The 23818-nt window shown below is 39.7% G+C and carries 22 protein-coding genes; 18 read left to right on the forward strand and 4 right to left on the reverse strand.

What is annotated here, in order from left to right; genetic code table 11:
• The 14 genes from rfbF (at position 1) to QZZ23_RS08445 (ending at position 17236) form a co-directional block, all read left to right on the forward strand.
• Positions 1 to 771, forward strand: a complete 771-nt coding sequence (gene rfbF, locus QZZ23_RS08380) for a glucose-1-phosphate cytidylyltransferase (protein ID WP_292468822.1) — start codon at positions 1 to 3, stop codon at positions 769 to 771.
• Positions 735 to 1892, forward strand: a complete 1158-nt coding sequence (locus tag QZZ23_RS08385; protein ID WP_292468825.1) for a DegT/DnrJ/EryC1/StrS aminotransferase family protein — start codon at positions 735 to 737, stop codon at positions 1890 to 1892. Before rfbF ends, QZZ23_RS08385 begins: the two co-directional genes overlap by 37 nt.
• A 44-nt stretch (positions 1893 to 1936) precedes the next feature.
• The gene (locus QZZ23_RS08390) at positions 1937 to 2776 is read left to right on the forward strand and encodes a glycosyltransferase (RefSeq protein ID WP_292468827.1); all 840 of its coding nucleotides are present in this window, start codon (positions 1937 to 1939) and stop codon (positions 2774 to 2776) included.
• 6 nt (positions 2777 to 2782) lie between these two features.
• Complete coding sequence (locus QZZ23_RS08395) at positions 2783 to 3904, forward strand: glycosyltransferase (RefSeq protein ID WP_292468829.1); 1122 nt, start codon at positions 2783 to 2785, stop codon at positions 3902 to 3904.
• A gap of 387 nt (positions 3905 to 4291) precedes the next feature.
• Positions 4292 to 4486, forward strand: a complete 195-nt coding sequence (locus QZZ23_RS08400) for a hypothetical protein (RefSeq protein ID WP_292468832.1) — start codon at positions 4292 to 4294, stop codon at positions 4484 to 4486.
• 20 nt (positions 4487 to 4506) lie between these two features.
• A complete protein-coding gene (locus tag QZZ23_RS08405; protein ID WP_292468834.1) occupies positions 4507 to 4737 on the forward strand; it encodes a hypothetical protein in 231 nt (76 codons plus the stop codon).
• Positions 4738 to 4911: 174 nt separating this feature from the next.
• Positions 4912 to 5760: a sulfide/dihydroorotate dehydrogenase-like FAD/NAD-binding protein gene (locus QZZ23_RS08410; RefSeq protein WP_292468836.1), complete on the forward strand. Its 849-nt coding sequence runs from the start codon at positions 4912 to 4914 to the stop codon at positions 5758 to 5760.
• A complete protein-coding gene (gene gltA, locus QZZ23_RS08415) occupies positions 5760 to 7130 on the forward strand; it encodes an NADPH-dependent glutamate synthase (RefSeq protein ID WP_292468838.1) in 1371 nt (456 codons plus the stop codon). Before QZZ23_RS08410 ends, gltA begins: the two co-directional genes overlap by 1 nt.
• A 68-nt stretch (positions 7131 to 7198) precedes the next feature.
• Positions 7199 to 9235, forward strand: a complete 2037-nt coding sequence (locus QZZ23_RS08420) for a phosphoadenosine phosphosulfate reductase family protein (RefSeq protein WP_292468841.1) — start codon at positions 7199 to 7201, stop codon at positions 9233 to 9235.
• A gap of 81 nt (positions 9236 to 9316) precedes the next feature.
• Positions 9317 to 10402: an AI-2E family transporter gene (locus tag QZZ23_RS08425; RefSeq protein ID WP_292468842.1), complete on the forward strand. Its 1086-nt coding sequence runs from the start codon at positions 9317 to 9319 to the stop codon at positions 10400 to 10402.
• Between the two features lie 104 nt (positions 10403 to 10506).
• A complete protein-coding gene (locus QZZ23_RS08430) occupies positions 10507 to 12417 on the forward strand; it encodes a threonine--tRNA ligase (RefSeq protein WP_292468844.1) in 1911 nt (636 codons plus the stop codon).
• Between the two features lie 23 nt (positions 12418 to 12440).
• Entirely contained in the window at positions 12441 to 12743 is a 303-nt protein-coding gene (locus QZZ23_RS08435) for an acylphosphatase (protein ID WP_292468847.1), read from the forward strand.
• A 288-nt stretch (positions 12744 to 13031) separates the two neighbouring features.
• The gene (gene thiI, locus QZZ23_RS08440) at positions 13032 to 14207 is read left to right on the forward strand and encodes a tRNA uracil 4-sulfurtransferase ThiI (protein ID WP_292468850.1); all 1176 of its coding nucleotides are present in this window, start codon (positions 13032 to 13034) and stop codon (positions 14205 to 14207) included.
• A 407-nt stretch (positions 14208 to 14614) separates the two neighbouring features.
• Positions 14615 to 17236: a FlaD/FlaE family flagellar protein gene (locus tag QZZ23_RS08445; protein WP_292468852.1), complete on the forward strand. Its 2622-nt coding sequence runs from the start codon at positions 14615 to 14617 to the stop codon at positions 17234 to 17236.
• Between the two features lie 86 nt (positions 17237 to 17322).
• Here the strand turns inward: QZZ23_RS08445 and QZZ23_RS08450 are convergent, their stop codons facing one another.
• The 4 genes from QZZ23_RS08450 to QZZ23_RS08465 all read right to left on the reverse strand — a co-directional run bounded on the left by QZZ23_RS08450 (position 17323) and on the right by QZZ23_RS08465 (position 19626).
• A complete protein-coding gene (locus tag QZZ23_RS08450; RefSeq protein ID WP_292468854.1) occupies positions 17323 to 17655 on the reverse strand; it encodes a DUF4870 domain-containing protein in 333 nt (110 codons plus the stop codon).
• Positions 17656 to 17753: 98 nt separating this feature from the next.
• Positions 17754 to 18104, reverse strand: coding sequence for a DUF4870 domain-containing protein (locus tag QZZ23_RS08455; RefSeq protein ID WP_292468856.1), 351 nt, complete (start codon positions 18102 to 18104; stop codon positions 17754 to 17756).
• Between the two features lie 393 nt (positions 18105 to 18497).
• Positions 18498 to 19034 (reverse strand): hypothetical protein, encoded by a 537-nt coding sequence (locus QZZ23_RS08460; protein ID WP_292468859.1) that lies wholly within the window; start codon positions 19032 to 19034, stop codon positions 18498 to 18500.
• 127 nt (positions 19035 to 19161) lie between these two features.
• Positions 19162 to 19626, reverse strand: a complete 465-nt coding sequence (locus QZZ23_RS08465) for a type IV pilin N-terminal domain-containing protein (protein ID WP_292468989.1) — start codon at positions 19624 to 19626, stop codon at positions 19162 to 19164.
• Between the two features lie 91 nt (positions 19627 to 19717).
• Between QZZ23_RS08465 and QZZ23_RS08470 the strand changes: the two genes are divergently transcribed.
• The 4 genes from QZZ23_RS08470 to QZZ23_RS08485 all read left to right on the forward strand — a co-directional run bounded on the left by QZZ23_RS08470 (position 19718) and on the right by QZZ23_RS08485 (position 23224).
• Positions 19718 to 20566 carry a site-specific integrase gene (locus QZZ23_RS08470; protein WP_292468862.1) on the forward strand — a complete coding sequence of 283 codons (849 nt, stop codon included), beginning with the start codon at positions 19718 to 19720 and terminating at the stop codon, positions 20564 to 20566.
• A gap of 294 nt (positions 20567 to 20860) precedes the next feature.
• Positions 20861 to 21067, forward strand: a complete 207-nt coding sequence (locus QZZ23_RS08475) for a hypothetical protein (RefSeq protein WP_292468864.1) — start codon at positions 20861 to 20863, stop codon at positions 21065 to 21067.
• Between the two features lie 45 nt (positions 21068 to 21112).
• A complete protein-coding gene (locus QZZ23_RS08480) occupies positions 21113 to 21325 on the forward strand; it encodes a hypothetical protein (RefSeq protein ID WP_292468866.1) in 213 nt (70 codons plus the stop codon).
• 63 nt (positions 21326 to 21388) lie between these two features.
• Positions 21389 to 23224 carry a phage/plasmid primase, P4 family gene (locus tag QZZ23_RS08485; RefSeq protein ID WP_292468868.1) on the forward strand — a complete coding sequence of 612 codons (1836 nt, stop codon included), beginning with the start codon at positions 21389 to 21391 and terminating at the stop codon, positions 23222 to 23224.
• The last annotated feature ends 594 nt before the right edge of the window (positions 23225 to 23818 follow it).

The raw sequence follows: 23818 nt of genomic DNA on the forward strand, positions 1-23818 counted from the left end.
ATGAAAGTAGTTATCCTTGCAGGTGGGTTTGGTACAAGACTTGCCGAATATACTGATGTAATTCCAAAACCGATGGTTGATGTAGGTGGGAGACCCATTCTGTGGCATATTATGAATATATATGCGAGTTATGGTTACAATGAATTTGTAGTGGCTCTCGGATACAAGGGAGAAGTGATCAAAGAATATTTCCTCAATTATTATTCTTTGAATTCGGACTTTACTGTTGATCTCAAGAATGGTTATATTGAACACATACATAAAAAGCCTGTAGACTGGAAAGTCACACTAATCGATACCGGACTCAGTACAATGACCGGTGGCAGACTGAAACGATTAAAGGAATACATAGGCAACGAAACTTTCATGCTTACTTATGGTGATGGAGTTGCAGATGTAGATGTCGGAGAACTGGTGAAATATCACCGGGAACATGGCAAAATAGCAACAGTCACCGCAGTTCACCCTGCTGCAAGATTTGGTGAACTTGTTGTATCCGATGAGCAGAACGTTATGTCCTTTAAAGAAAAACCACAAACAACATTGGGTTGGGTAAATGGTGGTTTTTTTGTACTGCAACCTGAGTTCCTTGATTTGATAGACTCTGATTCGACTGTACTCGAAGAAACTCCCCTTGAAAAAGTTGCTGAGATGGGTGAATTAAAATGTTATTATCATGAATCTTTCTGGCAATGTATGGATACTGTAAGGGATCGGAATCTTCTTGAGAGTATGTGGAAGAAGAATATAGCTCCATGGAAGGTTTGGTAGACTTGCAAAAGAGAAGTATCAGGCTTTCAAAGTCGGTTATTGGGGAGGAGGAAAAGAAAGCTGTTTCCAATGTTCTGGATAGTGAGTACTTGGGTATGGGGCGGGATGTCCAGCTTTTTGAAAAAAACCTTACTTCGTTCTTCAGAAGAGAGGCAGTATGTGTGAATACGGGAACTTCAGCCCTTCATCTGGCACTCCAGGCACTTGGTGTGGGTCCGGGAGATGAGGTTCTTGTTCAATCTTTGACATATGTGGCGTCGTTCCAGGCAATATCAGCAACTGGTGCTCGTCCAGTACCTTGTGAAATCGATTCCGGGTCAATTACTTTGGATGTCAATGACGCAAAAAAGAGATTGACTGAACATACTCGTGTAGTAATGCCTGTACATTACGCAGGTGGTATGGGGGATTTGGATGAGATTTATGATTTTGCATTGGAAAATGGATTGCGTGTAGTTGAAGACGCAGCTCATGCATTTGGTTGTAGTTATAAGGGTAAAAAGGTTGGCAGTTTTGGAGATATTGCATGCTTTAGTTTTGATGGCATCAAAAATATAACTTCTGGAGAAGGAGGGGCTATCGTTACCGATGACGACGAAATTCTTCAGAAGGTAAGGGATGCTCGTCTTCTAGGGGTGGAAAAGGATACTCATAAAAGGTATAGTGGTGAAAGAAGCTGGGATTTCGATGTCAAAATGCAGGGGTGGCGTTATCATATGAATAATATTATGGCGGCTATTGGAAATGAGCAATTGAAAAAGTTCCCTGTATTTGCGGAAAAAAGAAAAGAACTTATGAAACGCTATTATCATCATCTGCTAAATCTTGATTCTATTGAATTGTTGAACCATGATCCTGATTATATAGTTCCTCATATTTTTGTGATAAAATTAAAAAAGCATGATAGAGCACGTGTAAGGGAATATCTTGAGATGGTTGGCATTCAAACGGGAGTTCATTATAAGTCCAATCATCATCTAAGTTTCTATTCAAATGAAGTTCTCCTTCCTGTTACAGATGAGATTTCTTCACAGTTATTAACTCTTCCTATGCATCCTGATCTTACATTGTCAGATGTAGACTATATTTGTACCCAGCTGAAAAGCTGTCTGGTATCCTGAACCAAAAATAGATATCTTCTTTATTCATCATGAAAGGTTGTTTTATGGAAATATCAGATAATATTGAATCCCCTGTTGTTAGCATAATAATGAATTGCTATAATTGTTCCACATATCTAAAAGAGGCTATTGATAGTGTTTATACCCAAACATATGGTGACTGGGAAATCATCTTCTGGGATAATGTATCCACTGATAATAGTGCTGAGATTGCAAAAAATTATGATTCAAAATTGAGGTATTTTTGCGGTGACAAAAATGTTCCTCTTGGTAATGCAAGAAATCTTGCAATAGAAAAAGCACAAGGTCAATATATAGCATTCCTTGATTGTGATGATATCTGGTTGCCATCAAAACTGGAAAAGCAAATATCTTTATTTGAAGCAAATTCCAATATAAAACTTGTATTTTCTGATTGCAATGTCATTAACTCTCAACATGAGATTCTATACAGGCTATTTTCCGTGCAAAAGCCATCAAGGGGGTTTGCGTTCAATGAATTATTGTTATCAAACAATTTTATTTCTTTAGTAACTGTGGTTATTGAGAGATCTGTATTTTATGACATTGGCACTTTTAATGATGAGTTTAAAATAGCTGAAGAATATGACCTTTTTCTGCGTATAGCCCATAAACATCCTTTGGATTATGTCGATGAAGCCCTTGCTGAATACAGGATTCATGAAAATAATTGGAGCCATAGACAGGATATTGGTATCAAAGAGCAGCTCAAGATTATAGAATTCTGGCTTAACAAAGATATCCTTATTAAAAACAAATTGAGAACAAAAAAGATTAAGCGTAAGATTGCATTATGTCTTTATTATATTGTAAAGTATATGAAATTTCCCAAAAAATGGTCTGCGTTTTATAAGACACAATGAGCTAATATGACTATAATATTACTTATCCTTATAGCAATTACATTTATTCCTCTTTCAGTCTATGCTATTTACATAATTGCAGCTGTAACTTCACGCATTCCTCTTTCTGAATCACTAGAATCACTTCCCTATATTAGTGTTGTTGTTCCTGCTTATAACGAGGAAAAGGTAATTGAATCTCGTCTCAAAAATCTTGCAGAATCTTACCCTCATGAAAAAATAGAAATTATAATTTCAAACGATGGTTCATCTGACAATACGAAAGAGATAGCCTTGAAAGCCTTAGATAAATACTCTCTGACAGGAAAAGTTATCACTCATGATAGAAGTGGTGTCAACAAGGCTATAAATCGTGGGATTGAACAGTCATCCAGTGAAATTGTAGTCATTACAGGTTCAGATGGACTGTTTGACAAAAACACAATTCCTGATCTTATGGGTGTGCTCATGAGCAGTGATGAAATAGGTGCAGTTTCCGGTGACATGGTTACCTATGCAGAAGGAGATACGCTGTTTTCAAAATCAGAAAGTGCATATCGTTCAATATATGGGAAAATCTGCATGTGGGAAAGCAATCTTCATTCTACTTATTGTTTAAATGGAGCAGTTGTTGCCTTCAAGAAAAAAGCTTCTTCGACTCTAAATACTCGCAGGGGTGCAGATGATGCCAGCATGGCACTTTCTGTTATAAGGAATGGTTACAAGTGCAAGTATGTACCATCGGCTAAGTTCTATGAACTTGTTCCTCACGAATTCAGTGAGCAGCGGAGACAAAAGATACGCCGGGCTACAAGACTTCTAGAAGCAACTATTTTCAACAGGGATGTGTTTTCTCCAAAATACGGAAAATTCGGTATGGTAGTTTATCCTCTTAGGCTTTTGATGTTTGCTGTAGTACCATCAACCTTTTTCCTTTCACTGATTTTGTGGACTCTGGTGTTGAGTTCTTTTAGTATTTATTATGGAATTGCTTTCATTGGAATTATGTTATGTTTGGTTTTCATGGGTACTATTAAGGCTAATGTTATTTCTTCATTCATTATTTACCAGAGCTATCTTTTGCTGGGACTGTTTAATATGCTCAGAGATGTACATATATGGGAACCCAATAAAAGAACAAAAATCTAACTTTTGTTTTGTTATGTTCGTAATACACCTACAAATATGGCATATCTAAAGATTATAACAAGTTCTGAAGAGGATTGAATGCTTTCAAAGCAGCAGTATTTTTATATCTTCCTGAGAATGTTATTTCAATGTCACAAGTTGCAGTCTTGAAAACATCGCCAAATACCGTAATCGAAGATTACAGTAAGCTGATGCACAGCATTGATTATTAGCAATATTTTCCTAAAGATAAAAAAACTATAATTAAACTCAATTTATCCTGGTCACTTTATTTTCCTGCTTGTTCAACTGAACCATGGCAACTGGAAGCAGTTCTAAAAACAATGAGGGAAGATGGGTACAAAGACATCGTAGCCATGGAAAATAAGACTGTTGTAACAAAAGCCAATGAAAGGAGCCAAACAAAACAAGTGGCTTCCGATTCTTGAAAAATATGGTGTTGAATTTATTCCGCTGACTGAAGTTGAATGGGTAGACTATATACATAAATCAGAAATGCTGTCTATGAATAAGGTTTTCCCGGATGGTTTCAAAATACCAAAGCCCTTCATAGGTGCTAATATTGTTCATTTGCTACCCTGAAAACCCATGGTCATACCACTATGACCGGTGCACTGAAAAATGCTTTTGGTGGTCTTGGGGTTGCAGAGGGAAGTATTGTTGGAATACTTCAGACTGCAGGGATTTCAAAGGCGATAGCAGCTGCTTCTGCTTTGTTAATTCGATTTGGAACCTTGTGGTTTGGTGTTTTTGTTGGAGTATTTACTCTTATACTAAACAGGAAGAAGTTTGAAAATAATAGTGATGATTCAGATATATCCGGAATGGAATAGGAATAATAACCTAATAGTAATGTAATAACGTATTCAAAAAACTCTTATCGTCATATCTAAATATATTAATCATCCTGTACTTATACAGACATTTTACTCAATTTTTAAGTACTATTAACTTAATCATATCTCAAAAATTCGAATAATTCCACCTCAATTCTGTAACGTGATTACATGCCATACACAATTATCGAAAAAAAGGAAATAGCATCTTCTGTGCACATGATGAAAATACTCGCGCCTGATGTTGCCAAAGCTGCAAAGGCAGGACAGTTCATTATAGTACGTATTGATGAAACCAGCGAAAGGGTACCGTTGACAATTGCCGATTTTGATGCAACAGAAGGTACCGTGACCATAATCTTCCAGGAAATGGGCAAGACTACAAAGCAGCTTGCAAAGATGGCAGCTTCAGATGAGCTACAGGATTTTGTTGGTCCCCTGGGAACTCCTGCTGATGTAAGGGAACTGGGTACAGTTATTCTTGTAGGTGGCGGAGTAGGTATTGCCCCGGTGTATCCGCAAGCTAAGGCATATAGTGAAGCAGGGAACAAAGTAATATCTGTGATTGGAGCAAGGAACGAAAGCCTGCTTATCCTTGAGGATGAGATGAGGGCCGCAAGTGATGAACTTCACGTCGCAACAGACGATGGCTCTAAAGGTCACCACGGTTTTGTAACAGATGTTGTGAAGAATATCCTTGACAGCGGTGAAAAGATCGCAAGGGTAGTTGTAATAGGCCCTCCGATTCTTATGCGTGTGGCAGCAGGTATGCTGGAGCCTTATGGTGTGGAAACTCTTGTAAGTCTGAATCCTATCATGATCGATGGTACAGGTATGTGTGGCGGATGCAGGGTCTCTGTGGGTGGAGAGACAAAGTTTGCCTGTGTGGATGGTCCGGAATTTGATGCTCATAAAGTTGATTTTAACCTTCTCATGAGTCGTCTGGCTCTTTACAGAAACGAAGAATCAAAGTGTCTTGATAATCACAACCATAAATGTACATGTAAGGGTGATAACTAATGGTTGACAGACAGGCAATGCCACTGCAGGATCCTAAAGAGAGGGCACACAATTTCAATGAGGTGGCACTTGGTTATAGTGGTGAGCAGGCACTTGCTGAAGCTTCAAGGTGTCTTGAGTGCAAAAGCCCTAAATGTGTAGAAGGTTGTCCTGTGAATATCGATATACCTGGCTTCATCTCCTGTATAAAGAAAGAGGACTTTGACGGGGCAATCGATACAATAAAACTTACCAACACACTTCCTGCAGTATGCGGACGTGTCTGTCCTCAGGAAGTTCAGTGTGAACTACACTGTATACTTGCAAAGAAGGGTGAACCTGTTGCTATCGGAAGACTTGAGCGCTTCTGTGCAGACTATGAAAGGGAGAAGGGTGTAACTCCTCCTGTCCGCACCACATCTTCAGGTAAGAAGGTTGCAGTGATCGGTGCCGGTCCTGCAGGTCTTACGGCAGCAGCTGATCTTGCAAAAGCAGGTCATGCAGTCACAATGTTCGAATCACTTCACGATACTGGCGGTGTACTTACTTATGGAATTCCTGAATTCAGGCTTCCAAAAGCAATCGTCAGGGATGAAGTGGAATACATTAAACAACTTGGTGTTGATGTCAAGGTTGATTACGTCATCGGTAAAATAAAGACCCTCGATGAGCTCAGAGAGGATTTTGATGCGGTTTTCCTTGGAACAGGCGCTGGATTGCCTAAATTTATGGGCATAGAAGGTGAGAACCTCAATGGTGTTTACTCTGCAAACGAGTTCCTGACACGGGTTAATCTGATGAAAGCCTACCTGTTCCCTGACTACGATACTCCTATCAAGAGAGGGAAGCATGTCATTGTAGTTGGCGGCGGCAACGTTGCAATGGATGCCGCACGCAGTGCACTCCGTCTTGGTGCAGATGAGGTAAGCATAGTCTATCGTCGTAGTGAGGATGAACTCCCTGCAAGGAAAGAAGAAGTTGAGAATGCAAAGGAAGAAGGTATTGTTTTCAGGCTCCTTACTAACCCGACCCGAATACTTGAAGGTGAGAACATGACAGTAAATGGCGTTGAATGCATAAGGATGGAACTTGGAGAACCCGATGAGTCAGGACGCAGAAGCCCTGTTCCAATAGAAGGCTCTGAGCATGTAGTAGATGCTGATGTCGTTGTCATTGCCATAGGCACATCACCCAATCCTATGATATTTTCCGGATCAGAGGGTCTGGAAACAAATTCCAGGGGCACTATAATTGTCGACGATTCCGGAAAGACTTCCCTTGCAAATGTCTATGCCGGTGGGGATGCTGTGACCGGTGCTGCAACTGTTATCAGTGCAATGGGCGCAGGTAAGATTGCTGCACAGGCCATTAATGAATATCTTAGCAACTAATTTTGTTATCTGGCATCGTCCGGATCTCCTATTTTTTTCGGACATCTTTTTAAGCTGGTGCATGCTAAATGGTACCAATGAAAAAAGGCAGGTATTTTTCCACTAAATCCGGTAACTCACATGTAGTAAGTGTGAACGCTTCTTCTGCCAGACATAAAAGTTCTAAAAACAATATGTCGAGGAAAGTCCCGCCTCATAACAAACCTGTTCAGAGGTATGCGAGTAACGAAAAGGACTATATTTTCTGGTGCACTAAATGTAATGTTCCTCTTATGGAAAAAGGCTGTAATACCTGTGAGGAAGAAGGAAGGAAGCTCGATCTTTCACAACCTGCAGATGTGAGGTTTTGTTCCCCTTATGAAAGGGGTGTTCTTCATGAGCTCTTGATATCACTTTTTGAAAGTGATCCATTTGGAGAACGTGTCATTCTGCTGAATAAGATTCCTGGGGACGATAAGGTTGACGAGGTCATAGTTGACAGTCTGGTTGTTGGAATACTTCGTTTTGATATGCAAAAAATGGACTATATTTTAGAGCCATCTGTTTCCGGTGCTCAGATTCTTCTGGAACATACTAACCTGAAAACCGTAGTCTTGAAAAAGACTTCCAAACACCTTAACGGTAAAAAAGTCAATTATGATATTGTTGAATCAATTTCTTCTGATGTTCGGGAAAGTGATATTGTTCTTGTAAAGTCTGGCAACCTTGTGGGTTTTGGGATTGCATATTGTGATTCAATGAATGCGTCTTCTGTAAATGGTCCAATGCTAAGGGTCAGGAAAATAGATTCCAGGCAGATCTCATTGAATCCGAAGGTTTCCACCATGGATGATGTGATAGCTGCCAATGTATCTCATATACGTACTATTGGTAAGAATGCAATCAACACGATAAAAGGTATTGCTAACCAGAAAGACTACAAAAATCTCCCGGTGAATGTGTCTTTCAGTGGTGGTAAGGATAGTCTTGTAGTACTTGATCTGACTCTGAGTGCGCTTAAGAACAGGAAAGTTCAGGCATTTTTCCTCAATACTGGTATTGAATTCCCTGAAACCGTGGAATTTGCTCATAAGTATTGCAAAGAAAATAACGTTGAATTAATTGAAAAAAAGGCAGTGTCCGATTTCTGGGACAATGTAGATGCATTTGGTCCTCCTGCGAAGGATTTTCGCTGGTGCTGCAAGATATGTAAGCTTGCTCCGGCAAATGCTGCCATAGAAGAGTGTCTTGCAGAGGCTCCCACATGTATAACCGTGGACGGAAAAAGAAGATACGAGTCATTTTCAAGGGCAAATATCTCGACAAGTGAAAAAAATCCGTTTGTTCCGGGTCAGCTTAATATTTTCCCTGTCAAGGACTGGAAAGCGATAGAGATCTGGTTGTATATCTATTGGAGAAAACTTGAATATAACCCGCTTTATGATCTTGGTTTTGAGAGAGTTGGATGTTATTTGTGTCCTGCTGCTCTTTCAGCGGAATACCAGCGTTTGAAGGTTCTGCATCCTGAGCTGCATAGCAAGTGGGAATCGTTCCTTATGCAATGGGCAAAAAAGAATGGTCTGTCAGATGAGTTTATAGAGCATGGTTTGTGGAGGTGGAAAGAACTCCCTCCTAAGATGCTAAAACTCTGCGATGATCTTGGAATATCTTCATCTGCAATCGCCAGTGATTCATCATTCACTGTAAACATAACTTCTGGGATATCTCCATGCAAGGCAGGGGGCTATAGTATTGAAGCTTCCATACAGGGTTTTTCAATGAAAAGAACCATGGATTTCATGAATATCATTGGAGAGATGGTTTTCTCAGAAGAGCTTGGTCTTCTCATAGTCAGGACAGATTCATCCTCTATTAAAATATTTTCGACCGGTAGCATTGTTGTCAATTCTGAAAACCGGGAAACAGCTGATTCTGTTTTCGGGGAAGTTTCACGTCAGTTATTAAAGGCTCATAAATGCACGGGCTGTGGCATATGCCTCAAAGTATGTCCTGTAAATGCTATTGTGCTTGAAGATGGTCATGTCCGCATAAATGAAAGCTGTATCAGGTGTGGAAAATGCACTGATTCATGTGTGGTGCTAAAATATGCGAAGAAATTCTCTTGAAGCCAATATTTTATCTTTTATGGTGAATTATTAATAGGTTAATATATTATATCTAGGAAAAAGAATATCAGAAGGGTAAAAATGGTTACAACCGGAAGAGATGGAATTTCACGTATAATTAATGCAAAATGGGCGATAGCCTCCTTGGCTGGTATTTTTCTTCTATTCTTATTATTCGTCTACATACTTTTCCCGCTTGCAGACGGTCTGGTTCTTGGCCTTGTTTTTGCCTACATTGCCCGCCCGATTTTCATGAAGCTTAAAAGGTTCAGGAAATTAGGGGCCCTTGTAGCAACAATGTGTATAGTTGTTCCTGTTGTTTTCATAATAGGTTCTGGAATGATTGAAATACTTCGCCAGATCATCTGGGTCATTGAGAATCAGGCAGATGTCATCAATTCAGCTCTTGACCTTTTAAGGTCTATAGACGTACCTGCGAAATATAGTGATGATGTACAGCAGATGATATGGAATATTTCTACATCCTTCTTCCCTCTTCTAAGCAAGATAGGGATAGTATCATATGCCCGCAATCTTATGATGTTTGGCATAAACCTGCTTTTAGCAATTTTCCTGTGTTACTTTTTACTTGCAGACGGAGATGGTTTTTATCGAGCAACATTGAGGTTAGTTCCTGAGAAACACAAGTCCGTTTTTACGCGGTTCTTATTGCATCTTGATGTGATATTGCAAGGTGTTTTTGTAGGGAATGCCTCTGCTGCATTGATAGTCAGTGTTCTTTCTCTGATAGTTTTCTATGCATTTGGTTTCAGCCATGTTCTTGCGCTAGCAGCCCTAATATTTGTGGCATCTGTTATCCCCATGTTTGCCGGATACATGGTTCTTCTTATTATGTCTTTATACCGTTATCTGGACCAGGGACTTGAAAGTGCAGCTGTGTTCTTTGTAGTTGCCTCTATAGTCATCTATGCTCCTCCAGAACTTGTCCTTCGTCCTTATCTTGCAAGTATCAAATCTCAGATACATCCTTTCCTTATTCTCCTCGCATTTCTGGGTGGTGCATTTGTAGGTGGTCTTGCAGGTTTCTTCCTGGCTCCTATCGTATTGGGTGCTATAATTGCAGCATACAGGGTCCACACGGATGATGACAGGCTAATTTGTTCACATACGGATGCTTCTTTCTGTGACAAGGAGGTTGCAGAATGAAAATACTTTATTTCTATTCCTGAACTCTGTTTTGCTTTGGTTAATTGAAAAAACTTAATTAAGGATTGGTCTAATTAGGTAGCAGATATCTTTAAGGTGAATTTATGCAATTATTACTGATCCATTCTGATTATATTGAATATGAAGTGAAAAAAAGCACACCTGTTGCTGAAAAAATAGAAGACTCCTTCAAACAGGGAAGGCTTGAAGAAGCTCTTACTGCATTTATTGCAGTGGAAAAAATTGATGAGTCTAATGTTGAAGGTGCTATTTCCAAAGCGGTGGAAGAGATAAAAAGTGTAGCTTCACAGGTCAAGGCCGAAAATATAATGGTCTATCCGTATGCCCATTTAAGTTCAGATCTGTCTTCTCCAAAAGCCGGTGTTACTGTCCTGAAGGGAATTGAGGAAGCACTGTCCGGTGAATTTAATGTTAAAAGAGCACCATTTGGCTGGTACAAGGCTTTTAAGATCAGCTGTAAAGGGCACCCTCTTTCCGAACTCTCACGTTCCATAGTGCCTGATGAGTCCGTCTCCGGTTCAGAGCCGCCTGCATGTATTGCACCCATGAAGGAAGAAGTGGTTTCTGAAGCTCTCAAGGCTGAAAGCACTGCCAAGTCCTACTGGCATGTTCTGACTCCTGATGGTACTTTGCATGATGCAGCCAGTTTTGATTTCACAGGTCACGAAAATCTTGGAAAATTCGTGGATTACGAGATCTCTAAAAAGAGAGCTGTTGAAAAGGCACCCCCACATGTTGAGCTCATGCGCAGACTGGAAATAGCTGACTATGAACCGGGGTCTGATTCCGGTAACATGCGTTATTATCCAAAAGGTCGTCTTATGAAATCACTCCTTGAGAATTACGTACTTGAGGAATCCTCAAAGGTCGGGGCAATGGAGGTAGAGACTCCTATTATGTATGACATGAACCACCCAACCCTTAAGAAATACCTTGATAGATTCCCTGCCCGTCAGTATTCTATTGAATCTGACAAGAGGCAGCTTTTCCTGAGGTTTGCGGCATGTTTCGGCCAGTTCCTTATGAACCACGATATGACAATTTCTTATAAGAACCTGCCACTCAAGATGGTTGAAATGACCAGGTACAGCTTCAGGAAAGAGCAGCGTGGAGAGCTTGTTGGTCTGAGGCGTCTTAGGGCTTTCACAATGCCTGATATGCACAGTCTGTGTGCTGACATGGAGCAGGCAATATCACAGTTTGAAGATCAGTATAACATGTGTATTTCTGTTCTGGATAAGATAGGCATTAAATTGGATGATTTTGAAGTTGCCATCAGGTTTACCAGGGATTTCTATAATGAGAACAAGGATTTCATCACAAACCTTGCAAAGACTGTGGACAAGCCGGTACTTATTGAAATGTGGGATACTCGCTTCTTCTACTTTGTACTTAAGTTCGAGTTCAACTTCGTTGATGCTCTTGCAAAGGCAAGTGCTCTTTCAACTGTGCAGATAGATGTAGAGAATGCTGAACGGTACGACATTAACTACATTGATTCCAATGGAAATGCAAACAAGCCAGTGATTCTTCACTGCTCACCAAGTGGAGCAATTGAACGCTGTATCTACGGTCTCCTTGAGAAAGAGGCAATGAAGGCTGAAGAAGGTGGAGTTCCAATATTGCCGCTATGGCTCTCTCCTACTCAGGTAAGGGTTATACCAATAGCTGACAAGCACCTGGAATATGCCATAAAAGTATCTGAACAACTTAACTGTCGTGTTGATATTGATGACAGAGAAGATACTGTAGGTAAAAAGATACGTGAAGCTGGTCGTGAATGGGTTCCATATGTTGTGGTTGTCGGTGACAGTGAAGTTGAAAGTGGTACTGTCAATGTAACCATCCGTGCAGAGTCAGAACCTAAGAAACCATTAAAGGTGGAGATGACTCCTGAAGAACTTAATTCGAAGATATCTTCCGAAATTGAAGGAATGCCTTACAAAGGTCTCAGTCTTGCAAAAATGCTAAGTGTGAGGCCAAAATTCTTATAAGCCTGCCAGACAAATTAACCTATATGCAGAACGAGATGTCCAATGCAGAGGAGCTTTCCTCTGCAACTATTCTTGTAAGGGGAAGCGTTCAGGGTGTCTATTTCCGCAAATTCACAGTGGAAAATGCCCGTAACCTGGGTCTGACCGGATTTGCGCAGAACCTGCCTGGTGGGATGGTTAAAGTTTTCGCTGAAGGGAGAAGGGCTTCTGTTCAGCAACTCATTGATTATTTGCATATAGGTCCGACTATGGCAAACGTTCAGGAAGTGAATATTGAGTGGTCCGATCCAACGGGTAATTTTTCGGATTTCACTATCAAGCGTTGATTTAATTGAATTTTTTTAATCTTATTTTCACTGCTTCCTATTTTTAATATCTTATGTATTCTTGTTTTTATGTCGTTGAAGAGAAGAAGTCCTTTATCCAGATTCACATGTGCTGCATCGAACTGAGTGAGATGTGTCTTTGACCAAATCACGGATATTCAGGTTTCATGGTTTTCTTGTTCTTCTAAGTATTCTGGCTCACTGTAGTGGAATAATTATACTGTAGCCGTTATGTTTGTTTTGCCTCTTCCGATTAACTTTAATAGTTCTATTACTGATTTCTAATTGATGGAAAACGTAATTATTGTAAGATATGGTGAACTTGCTTTGAAGAGCACAGGTGTTCGTAACTTGTATGAAAGAACCCTGGTGAAAAATATCTCCTCCATGCTGGAACACCGTGGTGTGCCTTATTCCCGTATAAACCGTGAATGGGGGAGAATATTTATTGAAACTGATGATTTCAGGGCTGCAAAAGCAGCGGCAGACGTTTTTGGGGTTGTATCTACTTCTTTTGCACAGGTGACTGATGCTACCATCGAGGCAGCAGGATCATTGTGCGCAAAGCTTGCTGATGGGTTTATTACTGAAGGTCAGTCATTTGCTATCAGGGCCAGACGTACTGGTAACCATAGTTTTTCTTCACGTGATATTGGTATGAAGTGTGGTGATTCAGTCTGGACAATGCTTGAATCTAAAGGTATTACACCTTCTGTGGACCTGACAAATCCGGACAGGGAAATATTTGTAGAAATGCGTCAGAGCAAATCATATGTTTTCACAGAAGCGGTAGAAGGTGTAGGTGGACTTCCCCTGGGAACTCAGGGCAAGATGATCTCCCTTGTGTCAGGTGGGATTGATTCCCCAGTTGCCACATGGCTTATGATGAAGAGGGGAGTTGAGGTGATATCTGTTTATTGTAATAATTTCCCTTACAATGATGATCGTGCCCCTAAACGTACAATGGATTCTATTAAAGCCCTTCAGGAATGGTGCCCGGGTCGTCCTTTAAAGATATATGAAGTTTCGCACGGGGAGAGTCTTGGTGCCTTTATAGATAAATGTTCCAGAAACAAGACATGTCTTTTGTGTAAAAGAACTATGTACCGGGTAGCTGCTGAGGTTATGAAAAAAGAAGGTGCTTCAGGTATAATTACCGGTTCATCTCTTGGTCAGGTGGCTTCCCAGACTACTGCTAACATGTATGCTGAATTGTATGGGCTTTGTGTCCCACTGTACCATCCGGTTATAGGTTTTGATAAGAATGAGATTATCAATATTGCAAGAAAGATAGGTACTTATGATATTTCCATCCGTGAGACCGGTGGATGTGGTGCTGTACCAGTACATCCTGAAGTTAAAGCTGCTTTTGATTCCATGCTTGCAGAAGAATCAAAGATTGACATTGATGTTCTTGTTAGGAAATCTGTTGAAAGTGCCAGGATAATGTATCCTGACTTTTAACTTTCATTTTTAATTATTTATTGTGCATGGGTTTGCACATTTATAAATGTCAAAAATTATATATCACTCTATTTTTTCTTCAATACCATTAGTATTGATATCGATTTCATTATGATGGCCTGATGTGGTTGTCTTTAGACTGTTGTGCAAAAGCTTTATATGTGTTTATCAACAATGCACAATTAGCCGCACAAACTCACAGCAAATGAATTTTTAGCACAAATTTCATCCTTTATCTCTCGTCCATTCCCTCAATTATTCCCGTGCGCCTAAACTCTTTTAATTATTTCTATAATTGTGTTTATATCCTTACTACTTTTTGTTGTTGATGGTAACTCTTATATAAATCTCGAGCATATAATATTCTTGGATTTATAATAATCATTTTGGATCAATAGTTGGTTTTTATGAGCGAGCTTCCATGGGAAAATAAAAAAGTAGCAGATATTATGTCATCGGCAGGTGAAGAGGCTAAGATATCTGATGGTTCTGCCCCTGGCACAACTAAAAGTTTCCATCCTCCAATTCCTGATATATTGGCAAATGCATTTGCAGATATACCGATGGAAGAGGCTACAATAGAGCTTTCAGATTCTACGCCAGATGCAAAAGATGTTCAGATGCCTAATCTGGGTGTCCCATCATTTGGGGATTTACCTGATTTGTCCCTTATGGGTGGGAGCAGCAATAAAGAACCTGAATTAAATTCAGGTAATTCTCTTTCACAAGGTATCCTTCCACCTTTCATGAGCAATTCTAATATCCCTAACTCTTCGGTTCAAAAAGAAGAAAATGCATTTGTTCCAAAACCTCTTTTTGATCCTTTATCATCTGACAATGCTGGAGCTAATGCTATAGGTGCTTTAGATGCACCTGCTAAGAAGCGTTCTCCTCCTCCTTTATTTGAACCTTTGATCCAATTGGATGATGCGGTCAATGGTGCTGATGTTGTAGTTCCATTTCCAATTCAAGAAAGCGAATCCATGTCTTTCCCATCAAATGAATTCCTGGTTGAAGGGCGCCCGGCTCCAGAGATGCCTCCATTTGGTGAACCTTCATCTGATAGTGTAAATCCATTCGCTTCACCCAATTCCAGTGTTGCTCCTCCATTTAATGAACCTCCTTCTGGTAGTGTAAATCCATTCGCCTCCCCTAGTTCCAGTGCTGCTCCTCCATTTAATGAACCTCCTTCTGGTAGTGTAAATCCATTCGCCTCCCCTGGTTCCAGTGCTGCTTCTCCATTCTCTGAACCTTCTTATGCTAGTGTTAATCCTTTTACTCAGGCACCTGTGGGTATGGAAAGCTCCTCCGTTAAAAACGGTTCAAAATCAGAAGGTTCAAAGGTCAACATTAATTTGGATTCATTAAAAAAGAATATTGAAGGGATATCTGTTGTAGCCATAGATTTTTTAAGGAACCTAACAAAGGGAAAAAGCTTGATTGATAGAATGGAGGATATGAGTTATTCTACACGGGATGATGTAAGTTCTGCTAATACAGTATCAACAATTTCTTCACCATTTGACAGCGAGTCTACATCCCCACTTGACCAACCTTCAATCAATCCGTTCTCTCCATTACAAGAAGGTCCAAATGAAACAGAACCTCCTTTACAGTCTAATCCTTTTGAATCAATTACCGGGTCCTCAGATGCAGGCGACATAAGGAAAGTAACATCTATAGAGAATCCAATATTGGAAGCTATAAATCCGTTTGATGAAAATGAGACTGATTTTTTAGAACCGGATTCCATTTCAGATGAAAATGATGTTTTATCACTTTTTGATTCTGATATTGTAGGGATCACACCAATTGGTGGGGAAGGGGATCAGGATATTGTTGATGATGTGGACGTTGCTTTGCCGGAAATCCTGGACTCAGAGATAAACGTTATTGAAAAAACAGTATTTTCATTTGAAAAAGAAACTCATGCCAATGCTGCAGAAGGTTCTGCTGTATCACCGGTACTTTCTTTAGAGTTAAAAGCTATGAAGGAAAGTTCAGATAAAAGATTCAACATTCTTGAGAACGATATTATTAACTTTAAGGATGATCTTACAAGTATTGATATGCAGTTTAGTTTTGTTAAGGAGGAAGTTATAAGTTTCTCCGGCAAAGTTTCAGAAATGGAACAGGCATTCTCTTCTTTTGTAATATCGAATGAAGAGTCCACTTCCTTAAATAATGCTAAATTTGATGGCCTTGAAGAAAAGATAAGTTCAGTGGGAGGAAGGATTGGTAATTTTGAATCAAATCTTTCTTTTTTGCAATCAGACAATGTTTCCATTAAGTCTGACTTGTCTCGGATAGAGGACAATGTTTCAGAACTTGTGAATTCTTATACTGCACTTCTTGCACAGTTGCATGAATCCTTCCAAGAAAACGAATCTAATTTTTCACGTATCGATGTTATTTCAGCAAAACTTGATGAAATAGGATCAAAGATAAGTTCAATTGAGAAAACCCAGGAAGGTTCCAAATCAACTTCTATGGAGTTTTCAAGATCCATATCTGCTATGCTTGACAATCTTGGCAAGACCTCTTCTGCATTTTCTGACTTTAAACAGGAATCAGAGACGAAAAATGCTGCTATGATCAAAAAAATAGATTCTGTAACTGAGTACGTGGAAAGTGAATTGCAGAAAGTGGGTGCCAGAAGTTACAAAGGTTTTGGACAGAATGTACACCTTTCCAATATTGTCAAGAATTCCGGTAATATGAAACTCTGCATGGAATGGCTCGAGTTTTTGATGGAGCTTGTAGGTCGCAATAATCTTCCGGAGATACTCTCTTATTATGAGGAGCTTGGCTGGATAACTGATAAGATAAGGATGGAACTGTTGCAATATGCTGACGGTATTGATTTCTATATGGAAAAGCCAGACTGGAAACTCACACCGGATGACCACGTTAAATCTATCTGGTTCATTGAAAGTCTTGCAGGTATAAAAGTTGACAAGAACAGGCTTTCAGTTATCGAAAGGGATATTGAGAAGGTCAAAAAAGGCTCTGAGATCTACGGGATATAATGTTGACCTGAAAAAAGTAAAAATAAATGCTTGGGGCCGGGTAGGCCTGCAAACATTTCATTCTTTTCTTAAAGTGGAATAATTGTTTAGAACATTGCTTCAAGTTTGTCTGCAAAGTCTGCAAGAACTGGTAGTCTGTACATGTTACCTTTGTAGGCCATGAATATCAGGTAAAGCCAGAGTACAAATCCAATAAGGGGCAAAAACAATAATATTAACCATCCAATAATTGGTATGAACCCCATAATAATACTCAATACGAAAAGCCCACCAAACACTACAGTGGACTGTGCTGCATGGAAGCGTACAAATTTGTTTTCCTTTTCAATAACCAACAAAAGTATGCCAGTAATGAAACCCAGTGCATAGGCTATTACTCCTGCTATGTTTTCATCGACACCTAATTTTGTTTCGCTCATAATATCTCTCCTTATAATAAAACAAAAAAATATAAGAATGTTTGAGGTCAGATTACTCCGCAAACATTTTATGATTTTGTCCAGGCCAAATATTGGTCTTAGAATTTCTGCTCCAGTTGGTCAGCATACTCTGCAATTACTGGGAGCCTGTACATTTCACCTTTATAGGCTTTGTACATAAGGAAAAACCATAGTACTAATGAAACTAAGGTTATAAGCAATGATATTAACGCAAAGATAAATCCAATATAGTCTATGGAAGTAAGGAATCCTATAATAAAGTTCAAAACAAACAAACCTACATACAAAACAGTAGACTGGGCTGCATGGAAACGTACGAATTTGTTGTCTTTCTCAATGATCAATAGAATTATGCCGGAAATCCAGCCAAGTAAATAGGCTAATAATCCAGCTATATTTTCACTGACACCTAATTTTGTTTCGCTCATAATGACTCTCCTATAAATATCTATATTTATACTCTTGTCTTAGATACAAACGGTGCGATGGAAGTATGGATATAAAACCAAATATGGTTAATAAAACCAACAATGAATGCCACTTGTTTACCTTTAATGTCTTCAAGTAGTATAAAAATTCATAATCCAACACACCACATCCAGACTATAATTGTTTAATATATCTCTTTGAAATAATTAATTACAAAAGTAGTGGTCCCCTATATTATATAACAGTTTCTATAAAAAAGGTAGGGGCAGTGATATTGAAATGTTTAAATATCACGGCATTTCTGTTATTTTGGTCACTGGAATTATTCAACGTTTTCTAATTAAAAAAGAGAGCTGCAAACAAATGTTTACAGCTTTGATATTTGCTCTGTTTTATTCTGCAAGTTCGAGTGTTGCATACGCGAGAAGTACTGTGGCAATAGGTGCTGTCACTAGCATACCGATTCCCAGCAGTAATGCCCCTATCATGAAAAGGACAAGCATTATCACATATACTATTATACTTTCAACAGGCTTGGCCTTGATAATTTCAATGCTCTCTGTTATTGCCTCAATACCGCCGTATCCCTTTATTACAAGCAGGGGCAACGCAAACATGAACAATATTCCTACTATTGTTGAGAGTATGGATGCTATCTGTCCAAGTATTCCGGCGATGACCATGTAGATCAGCATATACACCCAGCTTCTGATGAAATCATCCTTGTTGAACCCTACAAAGACATCGCTGATCTCTATTTGCTCTCCTCTTGCTCCCTTTACAGTCATGGATGTAAATCCATAGGCTAGAGGTGCAATGGTAACTATAAATATTGAACCAAAAACGGTTATCAATAAACCAACAATAAATGTTACAAGATTATCTTTTACAACATTCCATGAATTCTTTAATAAAACTTCATAATCCAATATACCACACCCTGAATATAATTACTTATAAGAATGTGTGGTTCTGTATCGTATATAAGTTTATCTGAAAAGTCATGATTGGAAAAGAAAAAAAGAATGACGCCAAAAGCGTCATTTAAGTTTGAAATTAGAATCTAACGTCCATATCGCCAATCATCTGCTGGCTTGCAATATCAATTATCTTTACATTGATTGTTTCGCCAGATACGGCAATAGGTGTGTTATCTGTCTGTGTCATATTACTATTATCGACGAGTACCTGACCAGTTGCGTCTTCATAGTAAACGTACAGTGAATCTCCAGCGTCGAACTTAGCATCCTCTACAGATAAGTCTGTAAACAATGCAGATCCTTCTGTAGTTGCATTACCTGAAACTGTAACTCTTGTTGTAGTGCTGGAAAATACTATCTGATCTCCGCCCTGATGCTCAAGCTTTACGACATCAGTACTTGAGACGTCTGCTGCTGATGCTCTGATACTTGCCTGTGGTGCCTGTTCAGGCGGACCCATGCCGAATACGAATGCAGCGATAACTGCAGCAAGGATTACAGTGATTGCGACCATCAGGATTACACCGATGACCGGGGATATTACGGTGTAATAAGGCTTATTTTGCTGATTAAAGGTAGTTTAGACTCTATTTAGCTTATTAGGTACCTCTTATTTAATAGAGGTGTATATAATGGTATCGGAAGCAATGAAAAATCTCAGTACATTTGTCAGTTATGAGGACTTCCTTAAGCTGGAAAAGACTGCAAAAGAGTATGAAGTACGTGCTATTAGGAAGAAAGCAAGAAAGGGTGAATACTCTTTGTTTGTAAGGATGTTATTCTTTACAGGTGCTCGTATATCTGAGGTCGTGGGTAGTAATAGGAGAGTGTACACACAATGTCTTTTCCCCGGTTTCAAGAAAAGGAAGGGTAACTGTCCCAAGTGGGCTGCACAAAGGGACGATAAGGTCTGTATTGAAGCTGGCTGCAAATCTCTGACATCATATGTGCAAAAAGCCCATCATGGAATACGTGTCAAAGATATTGTCTTTAACGACAGGATTATCGCTGTATACGGTAAGAATGTCAAGTCTGATGAACTCAAAGCAAGGACTGTCATCATTGATTCTGAGACACTTGAGATGCTCCGGGAGCACATTGAAAGGTATTCATTGAGACCGAATGATAAAATTATTAGTCTGAATGAAAATGGTGCTAAGACACTGGTAAATAAACTCCGTGATATCACTGAACTGCACTGGTTGACTGCACATAAGTTCAGGCATGGACACGCCGTCTATTGCATTCAGCATGGTATGGATATTCGTACTTTACAACAGCAGCTTGGTCACTCTGATTTGGGTACTACTGCTGTGTATCTTCAGTTTGCTGTTAATGAGCGGAAAAAGGCGTACGATAAGGTCTTCTCTAAAAAGCCGGACCATGTCAAGGTGCAATGTCCTTCTTGTGGGTTCAACTTCCGTCTATGCAAAAATCACGAAATGGAATTAGAGGACCGGCTGAGTACAATGTTCCAATAGGATATGATTGACCATCATCCCCTCCAACCTTTCTTTTTTCCACCACCCCCCTATCACACCTGTTCTCTCATCGCAAACCTTCACCCACTCCGCCATGTGCTACGCAAACATTTAAACAGTGCTATAATAACAAGTAAACTTGTTTAGTTACAGATTGCGATTTTTGCTATATGCAATGACAGTGCCGAAAATTAAGTGGTATGTTGATATTGGTTTTTTTGTTACCTAAAGTTTAATTGTCAGACAATTTATATTGTTTTAGCGTGTAGTAGTACCAAATACGGAGTGAAAATCATGACAGTAGAAAAGAAGTCAGTATCATTTCAGGAAGATTTGTTCGAAGAAATGGAGTCAAGACGTGCTGAATTCGATATGAGTCGAAGCGGTTACATTGATTCCGTTCTCCGTGTGCACTTTGGACTTGACAGCACTGAAAAACAGACCAAAGTCACAGTGCATGAAAATGTATTCTCCGATGCAGAAATAACTTCTGCACTATGAGATGATGCGAGAACAGGCACAAGCTTCGCTCTGAGAGGCTGATACATGCCCGACAAAAACGAAATCATCCTGACACTGGACCCTGAGCTACTGCCTTATATTGACGTTCTCAGAGGCTATCAGAGCCGTTCTACGTACATCAAGAAGGTGCTCAGGGACCACATTAAGGGTTCAGACGTTCAGTTCGGAATAGTGGACGACACGCAGGAACAGAATGTATTCTCAGAGCATGATGATGATTTCTGTGTATTACAGTAATTGAAAATATTACATCAGGGCTGAGGTCCAAGTCAGCCCCAAGAAAAAGTTAACGTGATTTAAATGAACAAAGACATCAGTATTAAAATAGATTCCGGTACACCTTCCGAGGATACCGCAGAACAGAACAACGCAATCACTGATTTTGCAGAGCTTAATTCAGCCCTTGTTGAAAAGACCTATGAGACATCCAACTCTGACCTGTCATTCACCTTTAAGGAAGTGCTTAAGGGTGGAATGTACAAGATAACCGTGAAGGCTCTGTACAAACAGGTTGTAGTCACTGACAGGGACTTCGATTATGATATCATCCTGAAGGCTGACCACAGGTTCAAAAAGGAGTTCATCAACCAGATTGAACATGACACCGGCAAAGCAATCAAGAAAAACGATGTAAATAACCTGCTTAATGAAGCCGTCCTCAAGTTCAAGGATGAGCCTGACTTCAAGGCTCACCATGAAGCGTACCAGTGTCTTGAAAACTTGCGTATACAGGAACTCAAGAACAGGACATCATCATTCCTTAAGGTCGATGAGATGGGTCGTGCGTATGGGATATTCGTACACAACCTTGCAACATCATTGATGAAAGAGTACACTTTCCTGACACTTGATGACACACATGAGGTCTTATACTACGAAGATGGAAAGTACAGGCATGGTGGCGAAAATCTTATCCGACTACTTGTCCAGAGAGAGCTTCTGAATGAGAGCACTGAGAAGTATCAGAGGGAAGTACTGAACTACATCAAGCATGAGACCCTGATTGAACGTAAGCACTTCAATCTACCATGCAGGATAATCAACTTCAAAAATGGTCTCTATGAAGTTGAAACACGTACATTCCATAAACACACACCTGAGCACCTGAGCACCATGCAACTTAACGTGGACTATGACCCTGATGCTAAGTGTCCAAAGATAGAGAAGTTCATGTCAGAAATCCTACCTAAAGATGTTGACCGGGATGGTACTCTTGAGTTCACTGGATATGGTATGATTAATGAGAACAACATGCGTAAAGCCTTCATGGGTCTTGGAAATGGTAAGAACGGTAAAACCCAATTTTTCAAACTTGTCATGAAGCTCTTTGAAGGTCAGTTCAGCATGGAAGCCATACAGGACTTGGAGAAGGATAAGTTCGCTGCACATAACACATGTTGGAAGATGCTTAACATCATGCCTGACCTTCCATCAGAACCACTTGATGACAGCAAGGCTTACAAGACCATTGTTGGTAATGACGGTTTCATCAAGGGTGAAGCCAAGTACATGCCCGGATATCTTTTCAGACCAACCATCAGGATGATGTTCATGGCTAATCAGGCTCCTTGGGCGCACTTTGAGAACAATGATGCTTACTATGACCGCTGGCTCTTAGTTGAGTTCAAGCAGCGTTTCGAAGGTCAGAGCGATAACAAGAACCTGTTCAATGAGATATCCACTGATGAAGAGATGGAAGGTTTTGCACAACTGCTCATCAAACACCTTCACAACTTGCTGGAGCGTGGCGAATATGCCAATGAGAAAGATTTACAGGAGACCAAGAAGATATACTTAATACGTGCTGACCATGTAAGAGCATTCGTCATGGACCGTCTTGAAGAGGATGATGAAGGTGGTAGGTCAAGCACTGTCAAAGACGTGTACGACTGCTACAAGCAATGGTGTTCAGAAAACGACATTGCAGGTGTAAAGAGCGGTCCAGAACTCAAGAAAAGGTTTAAGAAGCTCTATGGATGGGAGTTCAAGCAGTTATGGGATAGTGTTAATAATGGCAAGGTCTGCTGGGTAGGTATCAGAATCAAGGGTGAACAGGGAAATTCTGGTTCATCATTCACACCATCATTCCCAAGAACACCTTCTCCACCTAAGATAGCATTACCACCTGTGAACTGACCCCACCCAAGATTTTACTTTTGGTGAAATTTCAAGACCCCTTGAAGGCTCACCCAAGTTTTTACTATTTTTTACCAAGAAAAAAAACTCGGCTTTTTCGTTATCCTGTTCCACTTTTGCTTGAAAACCCAAAGAAAAAACATATGTTCAAAAACCTTATTTTATATAGGGATTTTTTTTTCAGAAAAAAATTTCCCTATACTGGAGTACACTTTTTTTTTGTAAAATTTTCTTGGGGTTTTTCGTCAAACAATGATAATGCTATCGAATAAACAGAGTTTTTTTTCTTGGTGAAAACTTGGGTTTCGAGTCTCTGCATAACGAAAATTAAAATCTTGGTTCCAGTGGAAATATAGGTAATAATCTTGGGTTAAGATTGAAGTCCGTTTTAGAGCAGGTTTAAGCACTTGACGAGCTTCACAGATGGTATGACACTACTGAACCTGAGAACTCATTGTGACGGGAGTGTACACAGGCAAATTATGGATAATAAACCATGTATCAAAAGCAATACTGTATTCAGTCCTGAAACACACCTGAAACCCTGATACGAAGAAGATAATCCACCCATCTATCAATCAGCCTGTTCTTAAA

Source organism: Methanolobus sp. (assembly GCF_016278385.1).
Taxonomy (GTDB): Archaea; Halobacteriota; Methanosarcinia; order Methanosarcinales; family Methanosarcinaceae; genus Methanolobus.